General features: G+C 43.2%; 17 protein-coding genes. 16 read left to right on the plus strand and 1 reads right to left on the minus strand.

Annotated elements, in window-relative coordinates; all coding sequences use genetic code 11:
* The first annotated feature begins 7 nt into the window (after positions 1 to 7).
* From mlaD to JX580_RS03335, 16 genes are all read left to right on the plus strand, one after another.
* Positions 8 to 478, plus strand: coding sequence for an outer membrane lipid asymmetry maintenance protein MlaD (mlaD, locus tag JX580_RS03260; RefSeq protein WP_248851367.1), 471 nt, complete (start codon positions 8 to 10; stop codon positions 476 to 478).
* Positions 475 to 1,098 carry an MlaC/ttg2D family ABC transporter substrate-binding protein gene (locus JX580_RS03265; RefSeq protein ID WP_248851368.1) on the plus strand — a complete coding sequence of 208 codons (624 nt, stop codon included), beginning with the start codon at positions 475 to 477 and terminating at the stop codon, positions 1,096 to 1,098. The genes mlaD and JX580_RS03265 overlap by 4 nt, the downstream gene beginning before the upstream one ends.
* Positions 1,099 to 1,392: an STAS domain-containing protein gene (locus JX580_RS03270; RefSeq protein WP_248851369.1), complete on the plus strand. Its 294-nt coding sequence runs from the start codon at positions 1,099 to 1,101 to the stop codon at positions 1,390 to 1,392.
* Positions 1,389 to 2,327, plus strand: coding sequence for an ABC transporter ATP-binding protein (locus tag JX580_RS03275; RefSeq protein ID WP_349251691.1), 939 nt, complete (start codon positions 1,389 to 1,391; stop codon positions 2,325 to 2,327). The genes JX580_RS03270 and JX580_RS03275 overlap by 4 nt, the downstream gene beginning before the upstream one ends.
* A complete protein-coding gene (locus tag JX580_RS03280; protein ID WP_248851370.1) occupies positions 2,324 to 3,085 on the plus strand; it encodes an ABC transporter permease in 762 nt (253 codons plus the stop codon). Before JX580_RS03275 ends, JX580_RS03280 begins: the two co-directional genes overlap by 4 nt.
* Before the next feature lie 20 nt (positions 3,086 to 3,105).
* Positions 3,106 to 3,333: a BolA family protein gene (locus JX580_RS03285; RefSeq protein WP_248851371.1), complete on the plus strand. Its 228-nt coding sequence runs from the start codon at positions 3,106 to 3,108 to the stop codon at positions 3,331 to 3,333.
* Positions 3,333 to 4,595 carry a UDP-N-acetylglucosamine 1-carboxyvinyltransferase gene (murA, locus tag JX580_RS03290; protein ID WP_248851372.1) on the plus strand — a complete coding sequence of 421 codons (1,263 nt, stop codon included), beginning with the start codon at positions 3,333 to 3,335 and terminating at the stop codon, positions 4,593 to 4,595. Before JX580_RS03285 ends, murA begins: the two co-directional genes overlap by 1 nt.
* A gap of 11 nt (positions 4,596 to 4,606) precedes the next feature.
* Entirely contained in the window at positions 4,607 to 5,251 is a 645-nt protein-coding gene (hisG, locus tag JX580_RS03295; RefSeq protein WP_248851373.1) for an ATP phosphoribosyltransferase, read from the plus strand.
* Positions 5,252 to 5,253: 2 nt separating this feature from the next.
* Positions 5,254 to 6,564 (plus strand): histidinol dehydrogenase, encoded by a 1,311-nt coding sequence (gene hisD, locus JX580_RS03300; RefSeq protein WP_248851374.1) that lies wholly within the window; start codon positions 5,254 to 5,256, stop codon positions 6,562 to 6,564.
* Between the two features lie 9 nt (positions 6,565 to 6,573).
* The gene (hisC, locus tag JX580_RS03305) at positions 6,574 to 7,683 is read left to right on the plus strand and encodes a histidinol-phosphate transaminase (protein ID WP_248851375.1); all 1,110 of its coding nucleotides are present in this window, start codon (positions 6,574 to 6,576) and stop codon (positions 7,681 to 7,683) included.
* 5 nt (positions 7,684 to 7,688) lie between these two features.
* Complete coding sequence (locus JX580_RS03310; RefSeq protein WP_248851376.1) at positions 7,689 to 8,429, plus strand: Nif3-like dinuclear metal center hexameric protein; 741 nt, start codon at positions 7,689 to 7,691, stop codon at positions 8,427 to 8,429.
* A 156-nt stretch (positions 8,430 to 8,585) separates the two neighbouring features.
* A complete protein-coding gene (gene petA, locus JX580_RS03315; protein ID WP_248851377.1) occupies positions 8,586 to 9,200 on the plus strand; it encodes a ubiquinol-cytochrome c reductase iron-sulfur subunit in 615 nt (204 codons plus the stop codon).
* The gene (locus tag JX580_RS03320) at positions 9,200 to 10,438 is read left to right on the plus strand and encodes a cytochrome b (protein ID WP_248851378.1); all 1,239 of its coding nucleotides are present in this window, start codon (positions 9,200 to 9,202) and stop codon (positions 10,436 to 10,438) included. The genes petA and JX580_RS03320 overlap by 1 nt, the downstream gene beginning before the upstream one ends.
* A gap of 50 nt (positions 10,439 to 10,488) precedes the next feature.
* Positions 10,489 to 11,109: a cytochrome c1 gene (locus JX580_RS03325; protein ID WP_248851379.1), complete on the plus strand. Its 621-nt coding sequence runs from the start codon at positions 10,489 to 10,491 to the stop codon at positions 11,107 to 11,109.
* A gap of 54 nt (positions 11,110 to 11,163) precedes the next feature.
* Positions 11,164 to 12,531, plus strand: coding sequence for a DNA repair protein RadA (gene radA, locus JX580_RS03330; protein WP_248851380.1), 1,368 nt, complete (start codon positions 11,164 to 11,166; stop codon positions 12,529 to 12,531).
* 63 nt (positions 12,532 to 12,594) lie between these two features.
* Positions 12,595 to 14,832: a PAS domain-containing hybrid sensor histidine kinase/response regulator gene (locus JX580_RS03335; RefSeq protein WP_248851381.1), complete on the plus strand. Its 2,238-nt coding sequence runs from the start codon at positions 12,595 to 12,597 to the stop codon at positions 14,830 to 14,832.
* 11 nt (positions 14,833 to 14,843) lie between these two features.
* Here JX580_RS03335 and JX580_RS03340 read toward each other — a convergent pair whose 3' ends face one another.
* Positions 14,844 to 15,659 (minus strand): inositol monophosphatase family protein, encoded by an 816-nt coding sequence (locus tag JX580_RS03340; RefSeq protein WP_248851382.1) that lies wholly within the window; start codon positions 15,657 to 15,659, stop codon positions 14,844 to 14,846.
* Positions 15,660 to 15,662 lie beyond the last annotated feature (3 nt).

The following is a 15,662-nucleotide window of genomic DNA, read 5'->3' on the forward strand; positions in this document are numbered from 1 at the left end:
ATAAAAGATGAATCGTCAAGTGAAGTTTGAAGTTTGGGTCGGTGTTTTGGTGTTGGTCACCCTTTTGTCAACAGCCTTTATTGCGTTAAAAGTCAGTAACTTTAGTGCTGTTCAAGATCGTGCCAGTTATCAAGTCGATGCCTTGTTCTCCAATATTGGTGGTTTAACAGTGCGTGCGCCTGTTAAGATTAGTGGTGTTGTTGTTGGACGTGTTTCAGCGATTGGCATTGACCCAGTTACTTACCGTGCTCGGGTGGTAATGGATATCTATAAAGAATTTGATGATTTGCCTACTGACACTTCGGCGATGATCTTAACTTCAGGCTTGCTGGGCAGTCAGTATATCGGCTTGGAGGTGGGTGCTGACGATGAATTATTAGAGGAAGGTTCGCGTATTTACTTTACTCAGTCGGCATTGGTGTTGGAGAATTTAATCGGTCGTTTATTAGTAAGTTTAACGGAAGGAGGCAGTAAATGAAAAAGCAGCTAACGTTGGGTTTTGTCCCCCTGTTGTTGATGTTGTTAACTCTAGGTCAGGTGTCGGCTCAGGTCAATCAACAAGATCCTCAGCAAATGATTATAGATTTGTCGCGCGTTATTTTGCCTGAGTTAAAGGAGCGAGCTGTTGAGTTGGCCAACCAACCTGCTGAACTGCAAAAGTTTACTGAAACCTATGCACTGCCCTATATTGATACGCCTAGAATGGCGCGTTTTATTGTTGGGAGGCCCTGGCGTTCAGCGACCGAGGGTCAGCAGCAGGCATTTATTGATGAGTTTACCAAAAGTATGCTGCGTTCTTATTCGACCAGTTTACTTAAATTTGACATTGATAAAATAGATGTTGCCGCGCCCATTCCTGATGGAAGCGATCGTGTGTTAATTCCCACCCGTATTCTGCAAGGTTCTGGGCGATCTGCCGAAGTGGTTTATCGCGTTTTTAAAGACAAGGATTCTGGTAACTGGATGATCTATGATGTGATTGTTGAAGGTATTAGCGTATTAGTCAGCTTTAGAGAGGCCTACAGCTCTGATATCGAGCGTCATGGTTTAGAGCAGGTGATTGCTAGCCTAAAAGAACGAAACAAGGATTTTAACTAGGTGAATACGGATTTTGAAATAAAGGCTGAGCGATTAATAATCCGTTCGGATCTCGTTCTTTCTCGTGTTGCAGAGCTTCAAAAACGTATCGGTCAGCTTGATCTTTCTGCCGTTAGTCAGCTCGATCTTTCTGCGGTTAAAGCCTTGGACTCAGCGGGCATTGCTTTATTGTTAACACTGCAGCAGGAGCTTAAGGGTTCTTTGTCCATTATCTCGCCTCCTGCTCACCTTGTAACCTTGCTAGGACTTTACAATCTAGAAAGTCAATTTAAATTAGATGAGCAACCTGAATGACCGCAATGTTAGAATCTGCTGTAATTTTTGACAATCTATCCAAGTCTTTCGGTCGTTTACAAGCCTTGAATAAGATTAGTTTCGAGGTCAAACAAGGCTCTTTTTTTGGGCTATTGGGGCCGAATGGTGCGGGTAAGTCCACATTGATTAATGCCATGTCAAGTTTGGTATTGCCTGACGCAGGTTCTATTCGTGTGATGGGTTTTGATGTTCAGCGTGATTACCGTCAGGCGCGTCGAGCGCTGGGTTTGGTGCCGCAGGAGCTTATTTCAGATCCTTTTTTTTCAATACGTGACTTGTTACGTTTGCAATCTGAGTATTTTGGTTTAAGAGGGCGTTCCCAATGGGCTTGGGTGGATGAGTTGTTGGAGCGTTTAGCTCTGACAGAAAAGGCCACCGCGCAAACTGCGCAGTTATCTGGCGGCATGAAACGCCGAGTTTTAATTGCGATGGCTTTTGTTCATAAGCCTGAGGTATTGGTTTTGGATGAGCCTACTGCTGGTGTAGATGTGGACTTACGTCGAACGCTTTGGGCCTTTGCTCGTGAGCTGCATGCAGCAGGCCACACCATTATTTTAACTACGCATTACCTTGAAGAAGCCGAAGCACTGTGTGATCAGGTTGCGATTATGCAGAAGGGTGAGGTTAAAGCATTAGAGAAAACACAATCTCTGTTGGCGCGTCACCCTTACCGATATTTGCGTGTCACGCTCCCTGAGCAGGGTGGTTTCGATCCAGGTGGATTGTCAAGTGAATTGCTGTTGCGTTTGGCAGAGCGAGAAGCGAATGCGTTGTTGTTTAAAATTGAAAAAAGTTTGCCGATGGAGCAGATGTTGGCATGGTTACAGCAGAACGGCCTAAATATTCAGGGTTTGACCAGTCGAGATGCTTCGCTTGAAGAAGTGTTTTTAGATCTCACAGGAGCCCAGTTATGAACTTTTATGGTTGTTGGGCTTTCTTTAAAAAAGAGGTTAAGCGTTTTTATTCTGTGTCGGTTCAAACGGTTTTTGCGCCTATTGTTTCGACCTTATTATTTTTGTTAATTTTTGGTCAAGTATTGGACACTCGGCTTGATGCTTTTAGCGGGCTAAGCTACAGCCAGTTCTTAATACCAGGCCTGGTAATGATGGCAATCTTGCAAAATGCCTTTTCCAATTCCTCGTCTAGTATTATTCAGTCAAAAATGTATGGCAATTTAACCTTTGTTTTGGTGAGTCCGATTTCTCCTTTAGAACTTTATATAGCGTTTATAGGTGCGGCTATTGTGAGAGGGCTTGCAGTCGGCTTGGGGGTGTTGTTGGTCGGTTGGCTAGGCTTTGAATTGCAGTGGTATTCGGTATTTTGGGTTTTACTGTTTGCGGTATTGAGTGCTGCCTTGCTGGGCGGAGTTGGCTTAATTGCAGGTATTGTGTCTGATAAATATGACCATCTGGCCGCGTTTCAGAACTTTATTATTATCCCGTTAACCTTTTTAAGTGGTGTATTTTATTCAATTCAATCTTTACCTCCGTTCTGGCAAACCTTGTCTATGTTTAATCCTTTTTTCTATATGGTCGATGGGTTTCGTTACGGGTTTTATGCTCAGTCGGATGTATCGGTTTACTTGAGTTTATTGATAACGGCCAGTTTTTTGGTTCTAGTAACGCTGATAAATCTGATTTTATTGGTGAAAGGCGTTAAAATACGCCATTAAAAATTTTTTGGTATTGATCTATGTCTCCTGAAAAAATTCAACAAATGATTCATCAAGCACTTCCAGGCAGCCAAGTAAGAATGTCTGGGGCAGATTGCAATTTTGCTGTCGAAGTGACCTCTGAGCAGTTTATTGGTTTGCCTCCGCTTAAGCGCCACCGCTTAGTAAATGATATTTTTAAGGCCGAGTTTGAATCGGGTGAGTTACATGCGCTATCGATTAAAACGCATTTGCCAGAGTCAAATTAATGGATAAACTTGTCATTCGTGGCCCTTCAGTCATATCAGGTCAAATTCCAATTTCGGGTTCTAAAAATGCAGCCTTGCCGATTTTAATGGGCTGTTTGTTAGCTGAAACGCCGGTAACCCTGTCTAATGTTCCGCATCTTCGTGATGTTACGACTAGTCTACAACTATTGGCTACTATGGGTTGTGATGTGTTAATGGATGAGCGATTGAATATTACATTAGATTGCTCGGCTATTCATAGCAAAGAGGCCCCTTATGACTTGGTGAAAACCATGCGTGCATCAATACTAGTAATGGGTCCGTTATTATCACGTTTTGGTGAGGCGAAAGTTGCGCTGCCCGGCGGTTGTGCAATAGGTTCGCGGCCGGTCGATATTCATATCGAAGGTATGCGTGAAATGGGGGCTATTATCGATATAGATGAGGGCTTCATCATTGCTAAAGCTCCGCAGGGTTTGCGTGGCGCAGAGATTACTATGCCTATTGTTACCGTAACAGGTACTGAAAACTTGATTATGGCTGCGGTGTTAGCAAAGGGTAGAACTATTTTGCGTAAAGCCGCCTGTGAACCCGAAGTCGTCGATCTAGCTGATTTTTTAAATGCAATGGGTGCTAGGATTCGTGGTGCCGGAACCTCGGTTATTGAAATTGATGGTGTGTCGGCTCTGAAAGGTGTTGATTATCGCGTGATTCCAGATCGAATCGAAGCTGGAACCTATTTGGCCGCTGCGGCAGTGACACAAGGCTGTGTTACTGTGACAGATGTTGACCCCACGCATCTTGAAGCGGTACTAGAAAAATTCAAGCAAGCTGGGGCTCTCGTGACTAGCACAGAAAATACGATTACGCTGGATATGCGGGGGCGAAGTTTAAGTGCAGTCGATATTGAAACGCAACCTTATCCGTTATTTCCAACAGACATGCAGGCTCAGTTTTTGGTGATGAATGCGATTGCAGAGGGTACGGGCAGAGTTAAAGAAACCATTTTTGAAAACCGGTATATGCATGTGGCTGAGTTAGAGAAAATGGGGGCTAGGATTACTTTAGACGGAAATGAAGCCCTTACTATTGGACAGAATCAGTTGCATGGTGCAGAGGTGGTTGCAACCGATTTACGTGCCTCTGCTTGTCTAATTATCGCTGCGTTAGTTGCGCAGGGCACAACAGTCGTTAATCGAATCTACCATATCGATCGTGGTTACGAAAGAATAGAAGAAAAATTTCATCGACTTGGCGTTGATATTCAGCGTTTAAGTTCTTAAGGTAAAAAGCTATGACAAACTTATCGAATCAAACTTTAACCATTGCTCTTTCTAAGGGTAGAATTTTTAAAGATACCTTGCCTTTGCTTAAAGCAGCCGGTATTGAGCCGTTGGACGATCCAGATACCAGCCGTAAGTTAATTTTGGAAACAACTCAGCCTAATGTTCGTTTGTTGGTGGTTCGCACTACTGATGCACCAACCTATGTTGCTTATGGTGCTGCTGATATTGGTGTAGCCGGTAAAGATGTATTAATGGAAGCACCTTCTGATAATCTTTATGAATTATTGGATTTGCAAATTGCTAAGTGTCGTTTAATGGTCGCAGGCCCTGTTGAAGAAAAACCACATGGCCATCGTTTGAAAATTGCGACAAAATATGTCAATTCAGCTCGTGCTTATTACGCTCAGCAGGGTCAGCAGGTAGACTTAATCAAGTTGTATGGCTCAATGGAGTTGGCTCCGCTAATCGGCCTGGCCGATCGTATTGTTGATTTAGTCGATACGGGTAACACGTTAAAAGCGAACCATTTAAAACCGCTTGAGCATATTGCGGATATCAGCTCGCGTCTTATTGTTAATCAGCACGCATACAAAACTAAGTTTGCTCAGATTCAGCAAATCGTTGAACAATTTAAAACGGTTATAGGGAAGTAGTTATGTCAGAGTCTATTAATATTCGTCGTCTTAATGCCAATGATGAAGGCTTCAAAAAAGAACTGGATGCCTTGCTTGCTTGGGAAGGGGTTTCAGATGATCGTGTTAATGATGTGGTCAAAGAAGTTTTGAATCGGGTTCGTACCGAGGGTGATCAGGCATTACTTGATTACACTGCAAAGTTTGATCGTTTGACCCTTAAAAGTCCCTCAGACCTAGAGATTAGTCAAGATCGTTTGCAGGCTGCACTGAAGAATATTCCTGAAGATCAACGAGAAGCTTTAGAATTGGCCGTTGCCAGGGTGCGTAGTTATCACGAACGTCAGAAGCAAGATTCTTGGACCTATACCGAGGCTGATGGTACTCTTTTGGGTCAGCAGGTAAGCTGTTTAGATCGTGTTGGGCTTTATGTGCCCGGTGGAAAGGCAGCCTATCCTTCGTCTGTGATTATGAATGCTGTGCCAGCAAAGGTAGCTGGCGTGCCTGAGTTAATTATGGTTGTGCCTACTCCGGATGGTGACGTCAATGAAATGGTCTTAGCGGCCGCAGCGCTTTGTGACGTTGATCGCGTATTTTGTGTTGGCGGTGCTCAAGCTGTCGCAGCTCTGGCTTATGGCACAGAAAGCATTCCTGCCGTTGATAAGATCGTTGGACCTGGGAATATCTATGTAGCCACGGCTAAACGTATGGTTTTTGGTACGGTGGGTATTGATATGATTGCCGGGCCTTCAGAGATTCTAGTCGTCTGTGACGGTAAGACTGATCCTGATTGGATTGCGGTTGACCTGTTTTCACAAGCAGAGCATGATGAAGATGCCCAGTCCATTCTTGTTACTCCGGATGCAGCGTTTGCCAGTCAAGTCCTTGAAAGTATGAATCGCTTGTTGCCTACCATGCCGCGTGCACAGATTATTCGGACTGCGCTTGAAGCGCGTGGAGCGATTATTGTAGTGGACGATATGGAGCAAGCTGTTGAGATGATCAACTTTATTGCGCCTGAACATTTAGAACTGTCAGTGGATGACCCTCAATCCATGTTGCCGTCCATCCGCCATGCCGGTGCGATCTTTATGGGACGTTATACCGCTGAAGCCCTTGGTGATTATTGTGCTGGACCAAATCATGTGTTGCCTACCTCACGAACCGCGCGTTTTTCATCTCCTCTAGGGGTGTATGATTTCCAAAAACGTTCCAGCTTGATTATGTGTTCGGCTGAGGGAGCTAATATGTTGGGTCAGGTTGCGGGTATCTTAGCTGATGGTGAGGGTTTGCAAGCTCATGCGGCCTCAGCACGTTACCGTGTCAAACCTTAAGAGGTGGATATGACAATAACGCCAAGGGTAGATCAGTGGGTTAAGCAATTAGTTCGGCCTGAAATACGTCAAATTCAAGCTTATCATGTGCAGGCTGCACAAAACATGATTAAGCTGGATGCGATGGAAAACCCCTATCCTTGGCCGCCGGCTATGCAGCAGGCCTGGTTAGAGCGCTTGGCAGGTTTGACTTATAATCGCTATCCAGACCCTAATGTTAGCTTAATTCGTGAGCCGCTAACTCAGTTGTTAAAATTGCCAGATCATCAGCAGTTGGTTTTTGGGAATGGTTCAGACGAGTTGATTCAGATTTTGATGATGGCGTTATCTGGCCAAAACCGTGGAGTCATGTCAGTCGCGCCGACCTTTGTGATGTATGACATGATTGCACGATTTGTTGGGATGCCGTATCACTCGGTGCAGTTAAATCATGACTTTACGCTTGATTTAAATGTATTTATTGAGGCAATGAATCAACACCAGCCGGCTATTGTGTTTATTGCTTATCCAAATAATCCAACAGGTAATGCCTTTACTCGTCAGCAAGTTGAACAAATTCTAGAGCAAGCACCAGGCCTGGTGGTCGTAGATGAAGCTTACAATGCGTTTGCAGAAGATAGTTTTATCGCTGATATTGACCGTTTCCCTAATTTGGTTGTGATGCGCACCTTCTCAAAAGTTGGTTTAGCAGGCTTTAGACTTGGTTATATGGTTGGGCATCAAAGTTGGATGAAAGAGTTTGATAAGATTCGCTTGCCTTATAATATCAACTCGGCAAGTCAGCATGGCGTAGCCTTTGCCCTTGATCATTATGCGGTTCTAGAGGCGCAAGCTGTATCGATTAAGCAGCAACGCTCTATGATGCTTGATTCATTGCAAGCCATAGGTAGAACTACGGTATATCCTACACAAGCCAATTTTATAACGTTACGTTTAGAACCCGCGCTCAGTGCGGATGCTGTTTTTAAGGCATTGAAGCAGGATGGTATTTTGATCAAAAATTTGTCACCCTCAGCAGGCCTGCTTGATAACTGCCTAAGGGTTACAGTGGGTTCAGAGCAAGAAAACCAAGCCTTTTTAGCTTCATTTCGTAAGCATTTAACAAGTATGCAGAAATAAACGCTATGAATCGCGATGAATTAGTTAATTATCTAAATAACTTACTTGTTATAGATGACTTTAAGGATTACGCGCCTAATGGCTTGCAAATTGAAGGCACGACAAGCATTAACAAGATCGTTCTAGGGGTAACGGCATCTCAGGCCTTAATCGACCATGCTATCGCAGAGCAGGCTGATATGCTGATTGTACATCATGGTTTTTTCTGGAAAAATGAGCCATCGGTGATTACAGGTATGAAATATCAACGGATAAAAAAACTTATTACTCACGGAATTAATTTGGTTGGTTATCATTTACCTTTAGATGCTCACCCGTTGTTTGGAAATAACGCTCAACTAGGAAAGCTTTGGGATTTAGAGGATATTACCCCTCAACCGGGTTTAGTTCGTTTAGGTCGGTTGGCTGAATCTGTCGATGTTGAGGAATTTATTAGACTTGTAGCCACAACACTCAATCGTGAGCCTCTACATTTACCCGGTGGGCCTAAAAAGGTTAAAACGGTAAGTTGGTGTAGTGGTGGGGCACAGGGCTATATCCAACAGGCCATTGATTGGCAAGCCGATGTGTTTATTAGCGGTGAGGTTTCAGAACAAACAACCCATATTGCTGCCGAATCAGGAATTCATTATTTATCAGCAGGTCATCATGCAACCGAAACTTGGGGGGTTAAGGCCTTAGCAAGTCATTTGGAAAATGAATTTAATGTGCAAGTCAAATATATTGATCAGTTCAATCCTGTATAGAATTTATGGCTTTAGCCTGAAAATTCATAGAATTAATTAATAAAAACACATCGCTTATAAGTTTTATTTATTTCGCAATAAAGATTTATGTATTCACCTTAACCTATCTGTTCTGTAGAATAGATTTTTCTTTTGAGCCATGAGGAAGTCATGACTATGTCTGAAGTAAAAAAAATAGAAACGGTTGATCTAAAGCGCCGTCAAATCCTTGCAGGAGCAACAGGCGTGGTCGGTGCCGTCGGTGCTGCCTTTGTTGCTGTTCCTTTTGTTGGGTCTTGGCAGCCAAGTGAAAAAGCCAAAGCAGCCGGAGCGCCCGTCGATGTGGATATCGCTGCATTACAACCTGGGCAGATGGTAACAGTAAATTGGCGAGGAAAGCCAGTATGGGTGGTTCGTCGAACACCAGATATGTTGGAAAGACTTGCCGAATTAGATTCTGTGGTTCGTGATCCGATGTCAGAAAGTTCGGACCAACCTGATTATGCCAAAAATGCAACCCGCGCTATCAAGCCTGAATATCTTGTTGTGGTAGGTATATGTACACACCTAGGTTGTTCTCCGCTTTATCGTCCAGCGGTGAATTCACCTGACATGGCTGCCAATTGGAGAGGGGGCTTCTTTTGTCCTTGTCATGGTTCAAGTTTTGATTTAGCAGGACGTGTGTTTCGAGCGGTTCCCGCCCCAACCAATCTGGAAATCCCGCCTCATACTTACATAACTGAAACTAGAATTCGAGTGGGTGAAGATTCGGTTGAAGGAGGGCAAGTCTAATGTCTGAATTAAATAAAAAAACCAGTGAACCGGGTGGTTTACTCAAGTGGATAGATGATCGTTATCCACTTATCGAAACATGGAATGCGCATGTCGCTGAATACTATGCACCTAAGAATTTTAATTTCTGGTACTTTTTTGGTTCTTTTGCGCTATTAACACTCGTGATTATGATTGTTTCTGGTATTTGGTTGGCTATGAGTTACAAACCTTCAGCGGATGAAGCTTTCAACTCACTAGAATACATAATGCGCGATGTTCAATGGGGTTGGTTAATTAGATATATTCACACTACAGGGGCTTCAGCCTTCTTCATTGTGGTTTACCTTCACATGATGAGAGCACTGCTCTACGGGTCATACAAGCAGCCTCGTGAATTAGTTTGGTTGATTGGTATGCTGATCTTTGTAGTCTTGATGGCTGAAGCTTTCATGGGGTATATGCTTCCATGGGGTCAAATGTCTTATTGGGGTGCACAGGTTATTATTTCATTGTTCAGTACTATTCCCTTTATTGGTCCTGACCTTGCTCTATGGATCCGTGGAGATTACATCATCTCTGATGCTACCTTAAACCGTTTCTTTGCACTGCATGTTATTGCATTGCCTTTAGTGTTGGTTGTTTTAGTGTTTATGCATATTGTTGCTTTACACAAGGTAGGCTCGAACAATCCGGATGGCACGGACATTAAAAAGCATAAAAGTCCAGAAGGGATTCCTTTGGATGGTGTTCCTTTCCATCCTTACTATACGGTTAAGGACTCCTTCGGCGCAGTGGCATTCTTGTTGTTCTTTGCCATCATTGTGTTTTACTTCCCGGATGGAGGAGGGCACTTTATTGAACCACCAAACTTTGAACCTGCTGATCCGCTAAAAACACCGGATCATATTGCACCTGTTTGGTATTTCACCCCATTCTATGCGATCTTGCGAGCGGTGCCTGATCCATTCTTGGGTGTGGCCGCGATGGGGCTGTCGATTGCGGTGTTGTTTGCGATGCCTTGGTTAGATCGTTGTAAAGTTCGTTCGATTCGTTACCGCGGAACATCTTACAAACTATTGTTAACGATGCTGGTAATTAGTTTTATTGTTCTGGGTGTTTTGGGTGCATTGCCATCAACCCCGCTCTATACCAAGCTGGCACAAATATTTACGATTCTATATTTTGCTTTCTTCTTTGTTCTGCCGTTTACATCGGCTAATGAAAAGACGAAGCCAGTACCAGAGAGGACTACATAATGATGAACACATTCTTACGTAGATTAAGCTTTTTGCTAGCTATTCTGGTAATGCCTTACGGAATCGTCAGTGCGGCACCAGCTTACAATATTAAACTTGAAAAAGTGAATAACAATTTGCGCGATCTTGACTCCTTGCAGCGTGGCGCATCTTTGTTTACAAACTACTGTATGGCGTGTCATTCTGTTCAATATATGCGCTATAACCGTATTGCGCGTGATTTGGGATGGACAGATGAGCAGGCAGTAGAGGTTATGTCTTTTAATCAAGCTAAGCCAGTAGATTATGTTCTTACCAGAATGGATCCAGGTGTTTCTGAGCAACTTTTTGGCATAGAAGCGCCCGATCTTTCTTTGCTTACACGTGTTAAGGGTAACGATTACATCTATACCTTTATTCGTGGGTACTATGAAGAAGAGGAAGGCAAGTGGAACAACAAGGTGCTGACCGGTACCTCTATGCCGAACGTGCTTGAAGGATTAAAACGTCATGCGACGGAAGAGGAATTTGATCAGGCAACAACGGACCTTGTTAATTTCCTTGACTATGTTGGTGAGCCTTCGAAAGTCGAGCGTTGGGACTTGGGTTGGAAAGTAATTCTATTCTTACTTTTATTGTTGACTCTAACTTACCTACTTAAGCGTGAATATTGGAAAGATATTAAACATTAATCCATATTGATTTTTTAAGCCCGCAATGCGGGCTTTTTTTGTTTTGGAGTGCGTGTGGCAAAAATAAAATCTGTATTTGTTTGTACTGAATGTGGTGGAGAGCATACTAAATGGCAAGGCCAGTGCGCTGATTGCGGTGAGTGGAACACTCTTAAAGAGCTTAAACTTAGTGCTGCTTCAAAGTCTTCATCGCGAACAGCAACAAGTTATAGTGGTACGCGTTCGAATAAAGTTTTATCTGTTCAGGATATTGAACTTTCTGAAGTGCCACGTTTTACCACCGGTATGAATGAATTAGATCGGGTTTTAGGTGGTGGGATTGTTCCAGGCTCTGTAGTTCTAATTGGCGGTGACCCGGGTGTGGGTAAATCATCAATCTTATTGCAAGTCATGTGTGGTTTAAGTCAAACTATGCCTGTGTTATATGTCACGGGTGAGGAATCACTTCAGCAAGTAGTCCTGCGAGCACAACGTATGCAACTGCCTCAAGATAAACTTAGGCTGTTGGCTGAAACCGATGTTGAGCATATTATGAGTTTCGCGCAACAAGAATCACCAAAGGTTATGGTGGTTGACTCGATTCAAACTATGCAGTTGGCTGAACTAGGTACTGCTGCTGGTGGAGTAACGCAAGTGCGGGAATCTGCAGCCTTTTTAACTCGATTTGCTAAACAACACAACATAGCTGTTTTCCTCGTTGGGCACGTCACTAAGTCCGGAGAAGTTGCTGGCCCACGCGTTTTGGAACATATCGTTGATAGTGTTTTATTTTTAGAGGGTCAATCGGATAGTCGTTACCGTACCTTGCGAGCGATGAAAAACCGGTTTGGAGCCGTAAATGAGTTGGGGGTATTTGCAATGACTGAACTAGGTTTAAAGCAAATTAAAAACCCCTCTGCTATTTTTTTATCTCGCGGATCAGAAGCAGCAGCTGGTTCAGTGGTTATGGTGTTGTGGGAGGGCTCTCGTCCATTGCTTGTTGAGCTGCAAGCTTTAGTTGATGAGTCGCCCTATGGCAGTCCGCGTCGTGTATGCGTTGGTTTAGACTCAAATAGAATTGCTATGTTACTGGCTGTAATGCATCGACATGGGGGTGTTCAAGCTGCTGATCAAGATGTTTATGTTAATGTAGTGGGCGGCATAAAGGTTACGGAAACCAGTGCTGATTTAGCAGTGCTGATTGCTATTTTATCAAGCCTAAGAAATAAACCCTTGGAGCAAGACTGGTTTGTTTTTGGAGAAGTGGGTTTGTCGGGCGAGATACGTCCTGTCCCAAGTGGTCAAGAACGCATTTTTGAGGCTGCAAAGCATGGGTTTAAACGCGCTTTGGTTCCTTCTGCAAATGTTCCTAAAGGTGGAGTTCCGGGCTTGGAAATAGTGGGTGTACAAAACCTTGCTCAGGCATTAGCTGAATTGAACTAATAAAATCGCTTTATGTTGAGACTTATCATAGAATAGAACAAATAAAACTATTGAGATAATTAGATGAACATTTCTCCAGCAGTTATTCAGTTATATTCAGAGTCAGATCTAGCCGTTGTTTTCATTCAAGGATTGGATGAATCTTGGCAAATTGTTTGGCAAAATACTACGGCCAATATGCTTTGGGGCGAGTATGATTTAAACAAGGATTTAGTATTAAAAGCGCAGCTTCTTTCAGCCGCTCATACGCACTCTGCAAAAACTTTCAGACATTTTCCTTTAGAAGGCCTTCAAGATTTTCGGTTTATGCTCCATCATTTTGAGGATGGTTTTATTCTTCAGTTTATTCATGATGCTGAGGAGTGTCGCACTGGAGGGCAATTAAAATATGAAGAATCCGTTTGTCAAACAGCCGTTGAAACGGCTGGTTTAGCTTTATTTGACTGGGATTTGTCTTCAGGTCAGATTCATTATTCAGATTTAATATACAAAATCTGTGATATTTCGGCTAATGAGTTGTCGTCAAATCAGGCCGGTTTGTTTGAGCGTATACACCCAGACGATCGCGCTGCATTTGAAGAGCAGATTGATGTTCATCTCGAAGCACAGTGGCCATTATGTGTTGAATTTCGCTTCCGCTCATCAAATGGAGATTATGTTTGGTTGAAGATGACGGGTTCTGCCACCAATAGTTCTACTAAAAATCTGCCTCAGAGATTAGTGGGCGCTTTTCGTGATATTTCTGATCAAAAGCGTACCGAGCAAACGGTATATCAGCGTGAGTCTCTGATCGAACAAATCTTTGATGCTTTACCGGTTAGTATTTACGTTAAAGATGGGCATGGTTGTTTTCGGTTTTTTAGCAAGCAAGCTGAGGTTTTAACAGGGGTCAATCGCATTAAAGCGATTGGAAGAACGGACTTTGAGGTGTTTTCTGCTGAAGCAGCAAGGGTTAATGCACAGCTGGACGCTCGTGCTAGAGAGGCAGGTGCATTGCTAGTGTCCGAAGAAAAAAGACAAGTTAATGACCAGTTGCGGTGTTTAATGTCTGGACGCGGCCCCGTTGTTATTCAAAATCTAGATCAAACGCAATCTATTTGGTTGTTAGGTTTTGAACTGGATATCACAGAGCGTTACCTTATGGAGGAAGCTTTACGTTCGGCTAAAGATGATGCAGAAGCTGCAACCAAGGCAAAGTCAGAGTTTTTATCTGTAATGAGTCATGAAATTAGAACCCCATTAAACGCAGTTATAGGTACGTCCTCTCTATTGCTTGATTCTGATTTGAGTGAAGAGCAAAAAAATCAAATGCAAATGATTAAACGCTCTGGTGAGCATTTGTTATATCTAATTAATGATATTTTGGATTTTAATAAATTAGATTCTGGGCAAATGGAATTAGAGCAGCGTGCCTTTAGTCTGCAAGAGCAGGTGGATACGGTGTTTTCCATTCTGGCGCCAGAAGCGAAAATGAAAGGCATAGCGTTTAATCAAGAAATGGCGGATGATGTTGTTAATTTCATGTGGGGTGATGAGGCTCGGGTTCGCCAAGTTTTATTGAACTTAATGGGGAATTCGATTAAGTTTACCGATAGGGGTTCTGTAACCTTAAAAGTTCAGACGAGTTTAACTAGGTCAGGGTTTAGCCGATTTGAAATTATTGATACCGGCATAGGCATTGATAAAAAAAATATTGGCAAGTTGTTTAGTGAGTTTATGCAGGCAGATACCTCGACTACCCGAAAATATGGCGGAACAGGTTTAGGTTTAGCGATCTGCAAAAAACTGGTTGAAGCAATGAAGGGCTTTATCGGTGTCGATAGCATTTTAGGTGAGGGTAGTTGTTTTTGGTTTGAAATTCCAACACCCAAAGCTAACCCTGATGAGATTGAAGCGGAGAATCTTGAACAAAATTTTGATGAACAACAGGCTTTAAAAATACTGGTGGCAGAGGATAACTTGTCGAATCAAATGCTGATTCGTGCTGTTTTAACTAAACTGGGTCATCAAATTGTGCTGGTGAATAATGGTAAAGAAGCGATTGAGCAGCTCAAGCACGTTGATTTTGATTTGGTGTTGATGGATATGCAAATGCCGGAATTAGATGGACTTGAGGCTACAAAAGTTATAAGACAACAGCTAACTACAGTCGCTGCCAACATTCCTATTATTGCTTTAACAGCGAATGCGTTAAGTGGCGATAAAGAGCGAGTTCTCGAAGCCGGAATGAATGATTACTTAACCAAGCCAATTGATATTCATGCCCTTAAGCGGGCATTATGGAAATGGAGTAGAGCTTAGATCTCAAGGCTTTATTCAATGTTATGACGGTCAATCCAGTTTTTCCAACTCGTTAAAAGTTGGACGTTACTGGCTGCCACAGCTGGTCGTTTTGTTATTTTCTTAACCAGAACAGCTTGGCCATCCAAGCTAATACTGGCTCCGCCCGCTTCATTAAGAATTAACCAGCCAGCTGCATAATCCCAAAGGCTTTGGTTGCCGTGCAGATAAAGCTGGCCTCTACCTGCAGCAATCCAACACCAATCCAGTGCAACCGAGCCAAAGCTTCGCTGAGAAGCATAGGGCGCTTGAATGGCTAAAGCCGTAGCGAGTGGATCATCTAGACGTTTGAAGTCGATAATTCCCACACATTGATTGAGAGGGCGAAGCAGTTGTTCAGTTTTAATCGATTGATTGTTAAGTTCTGCGCCCAAGCCAAGTCGAGCAGAAAAAAGTTCGTCTCGTGCAGGGTCGTAAACTAGACCTAGAACGAGTTCGCCTTTAACCATCAAGGCCAAAGAGACACTAAAAAAGGCAATGCCATTGGCAAAATTAGTGGTACCATCAATTGGATCTAAAATCCAACATCCCTGCTCTGAATCAAGGGCGGCCTGCTGAACCAGTTTGTCTGACTCTTCGCCCACAAAAGCAAAGTCTGGCCAGTTTGTGCTAAGGAAACTTTGCATCGCGGCTTGCATCGCGGTGTCTGCCTCGGTTAGCAAGCTGCCATCTTGCTTAAGTTCATAATCGATTTTGTTAAATCGGCTGTTTATTTCTTGTTGAGCAATTTGAACTAGCCCGGTTTTTAGCGCTAACCAGGCCTGGTTATTCATAAATGGATGAGTCATAAC

This window comes from Thiomicrospira microaerophila (assembly GCF_023278225.1).
GTDB classification, from domain to species: Bacteria; Pseudomonadota; Gammaproteobacteria; order Thiomicrospirales; family Thiomicrospiraceae; genus Thiomicrospira; species Thiomicrospira microaerophila_A.

Coding starts and splice junctions, on each gene's coding strand:
- mlaD (WP_248851367.1), top strand. CDS start 8: ATGAATCGTCAAGTGAAGTTTGAAGTTTGGGTCGGTGTTTTGGTGTTG.
- JX580_RS03265 (WP_248851368.1), top strand. CDS start 475: ATGAAAAAGCAGCTAACGTTGGGTTTTGTCCCCCTGTTGTTGATGTTG.
- JX580_RS03275 (WP_349251691.1), top strand. CDS start 1,389: ATGACCGCAATGTTAGAATCTGCTGTAATTTTTGACAATCTATCCAAG.
- JX580_RS03280 (WP_248851370.1), top strand. CDS start 2,324: ATGAACTTTTATGGTTGTTGGGCTTTCTTTAAAAAAGAGGTTAAGCGT.
- JX580_RS03285 (WP_248851371.1), top strand. CDS start 3,106: ATGTCTCCTGAAAAAATTCAACAAATGATTCATCAAGCACTTCCAGGC.
- murA (WP_248851372.1), top strand. CDS start 3,333: ATGGATAAACTTGTCATTCGTGGCCCTTCAGTCATATCAGGTCAAATT.
- hisG (WP_248851373.1), top strand. CDS start 4,607: ATGACAAACTTATCGAATCAAACTTTAACCATTGCTCTTTCTAAGGGT.
- hisD (WP_248851374.1), top strand. CDS start 5,254: ATGTCAGAGTCTATTAATATTCGTCGTCTTAATGCCAATGATGAAGGC.
- hisC (WP_248851375.1), top strand. CDS start 6,574: ATGACAATAACGCCAAGGGTAGATCAGTGGGTTAAGCAATTAGTTCGG.
- JX580_RS03310 (WP_248851376.1), top strand. CDS start 7,689: ATGAATCGCGATGAATTAGTTAATTATCTAAATAACTTACTTGTTATA.
- petA (WP_248851377.1), top strand. CDS start 8,586: ATGTCTGAAGTAAAAAAAATAGAAACGGTTGATCTAAAGCGCCGTCAA.
- JX580_RS03320 (WP_248851378.1), top strand. CDS start 9,200: ATGTCTGAATTAAATAAAAAAACCAGTGAACCGGGTGGTTTACTCAAG.
- JX580_RS03325 (WP_248851379.1), top strand. CDS start 10,489: ATGCCTTACGGAATCGTCAGTGCGGCACCAGCTTACAATATTAAACTT.
- JX580_RS03335 (WP_248851381.1), top strand. CDS start 12,595: ATGAACATTTCTCCAGCAGTTATTCAGTTATATTCAGAGTCAGATCTA.
- JX580_RS03340 (WP_248851382.1), bottom strand. CDS start 15,659: ATGACTCATCCATTTATGAATAACCAGGCCTGGTTAGCGCTAAAAACC.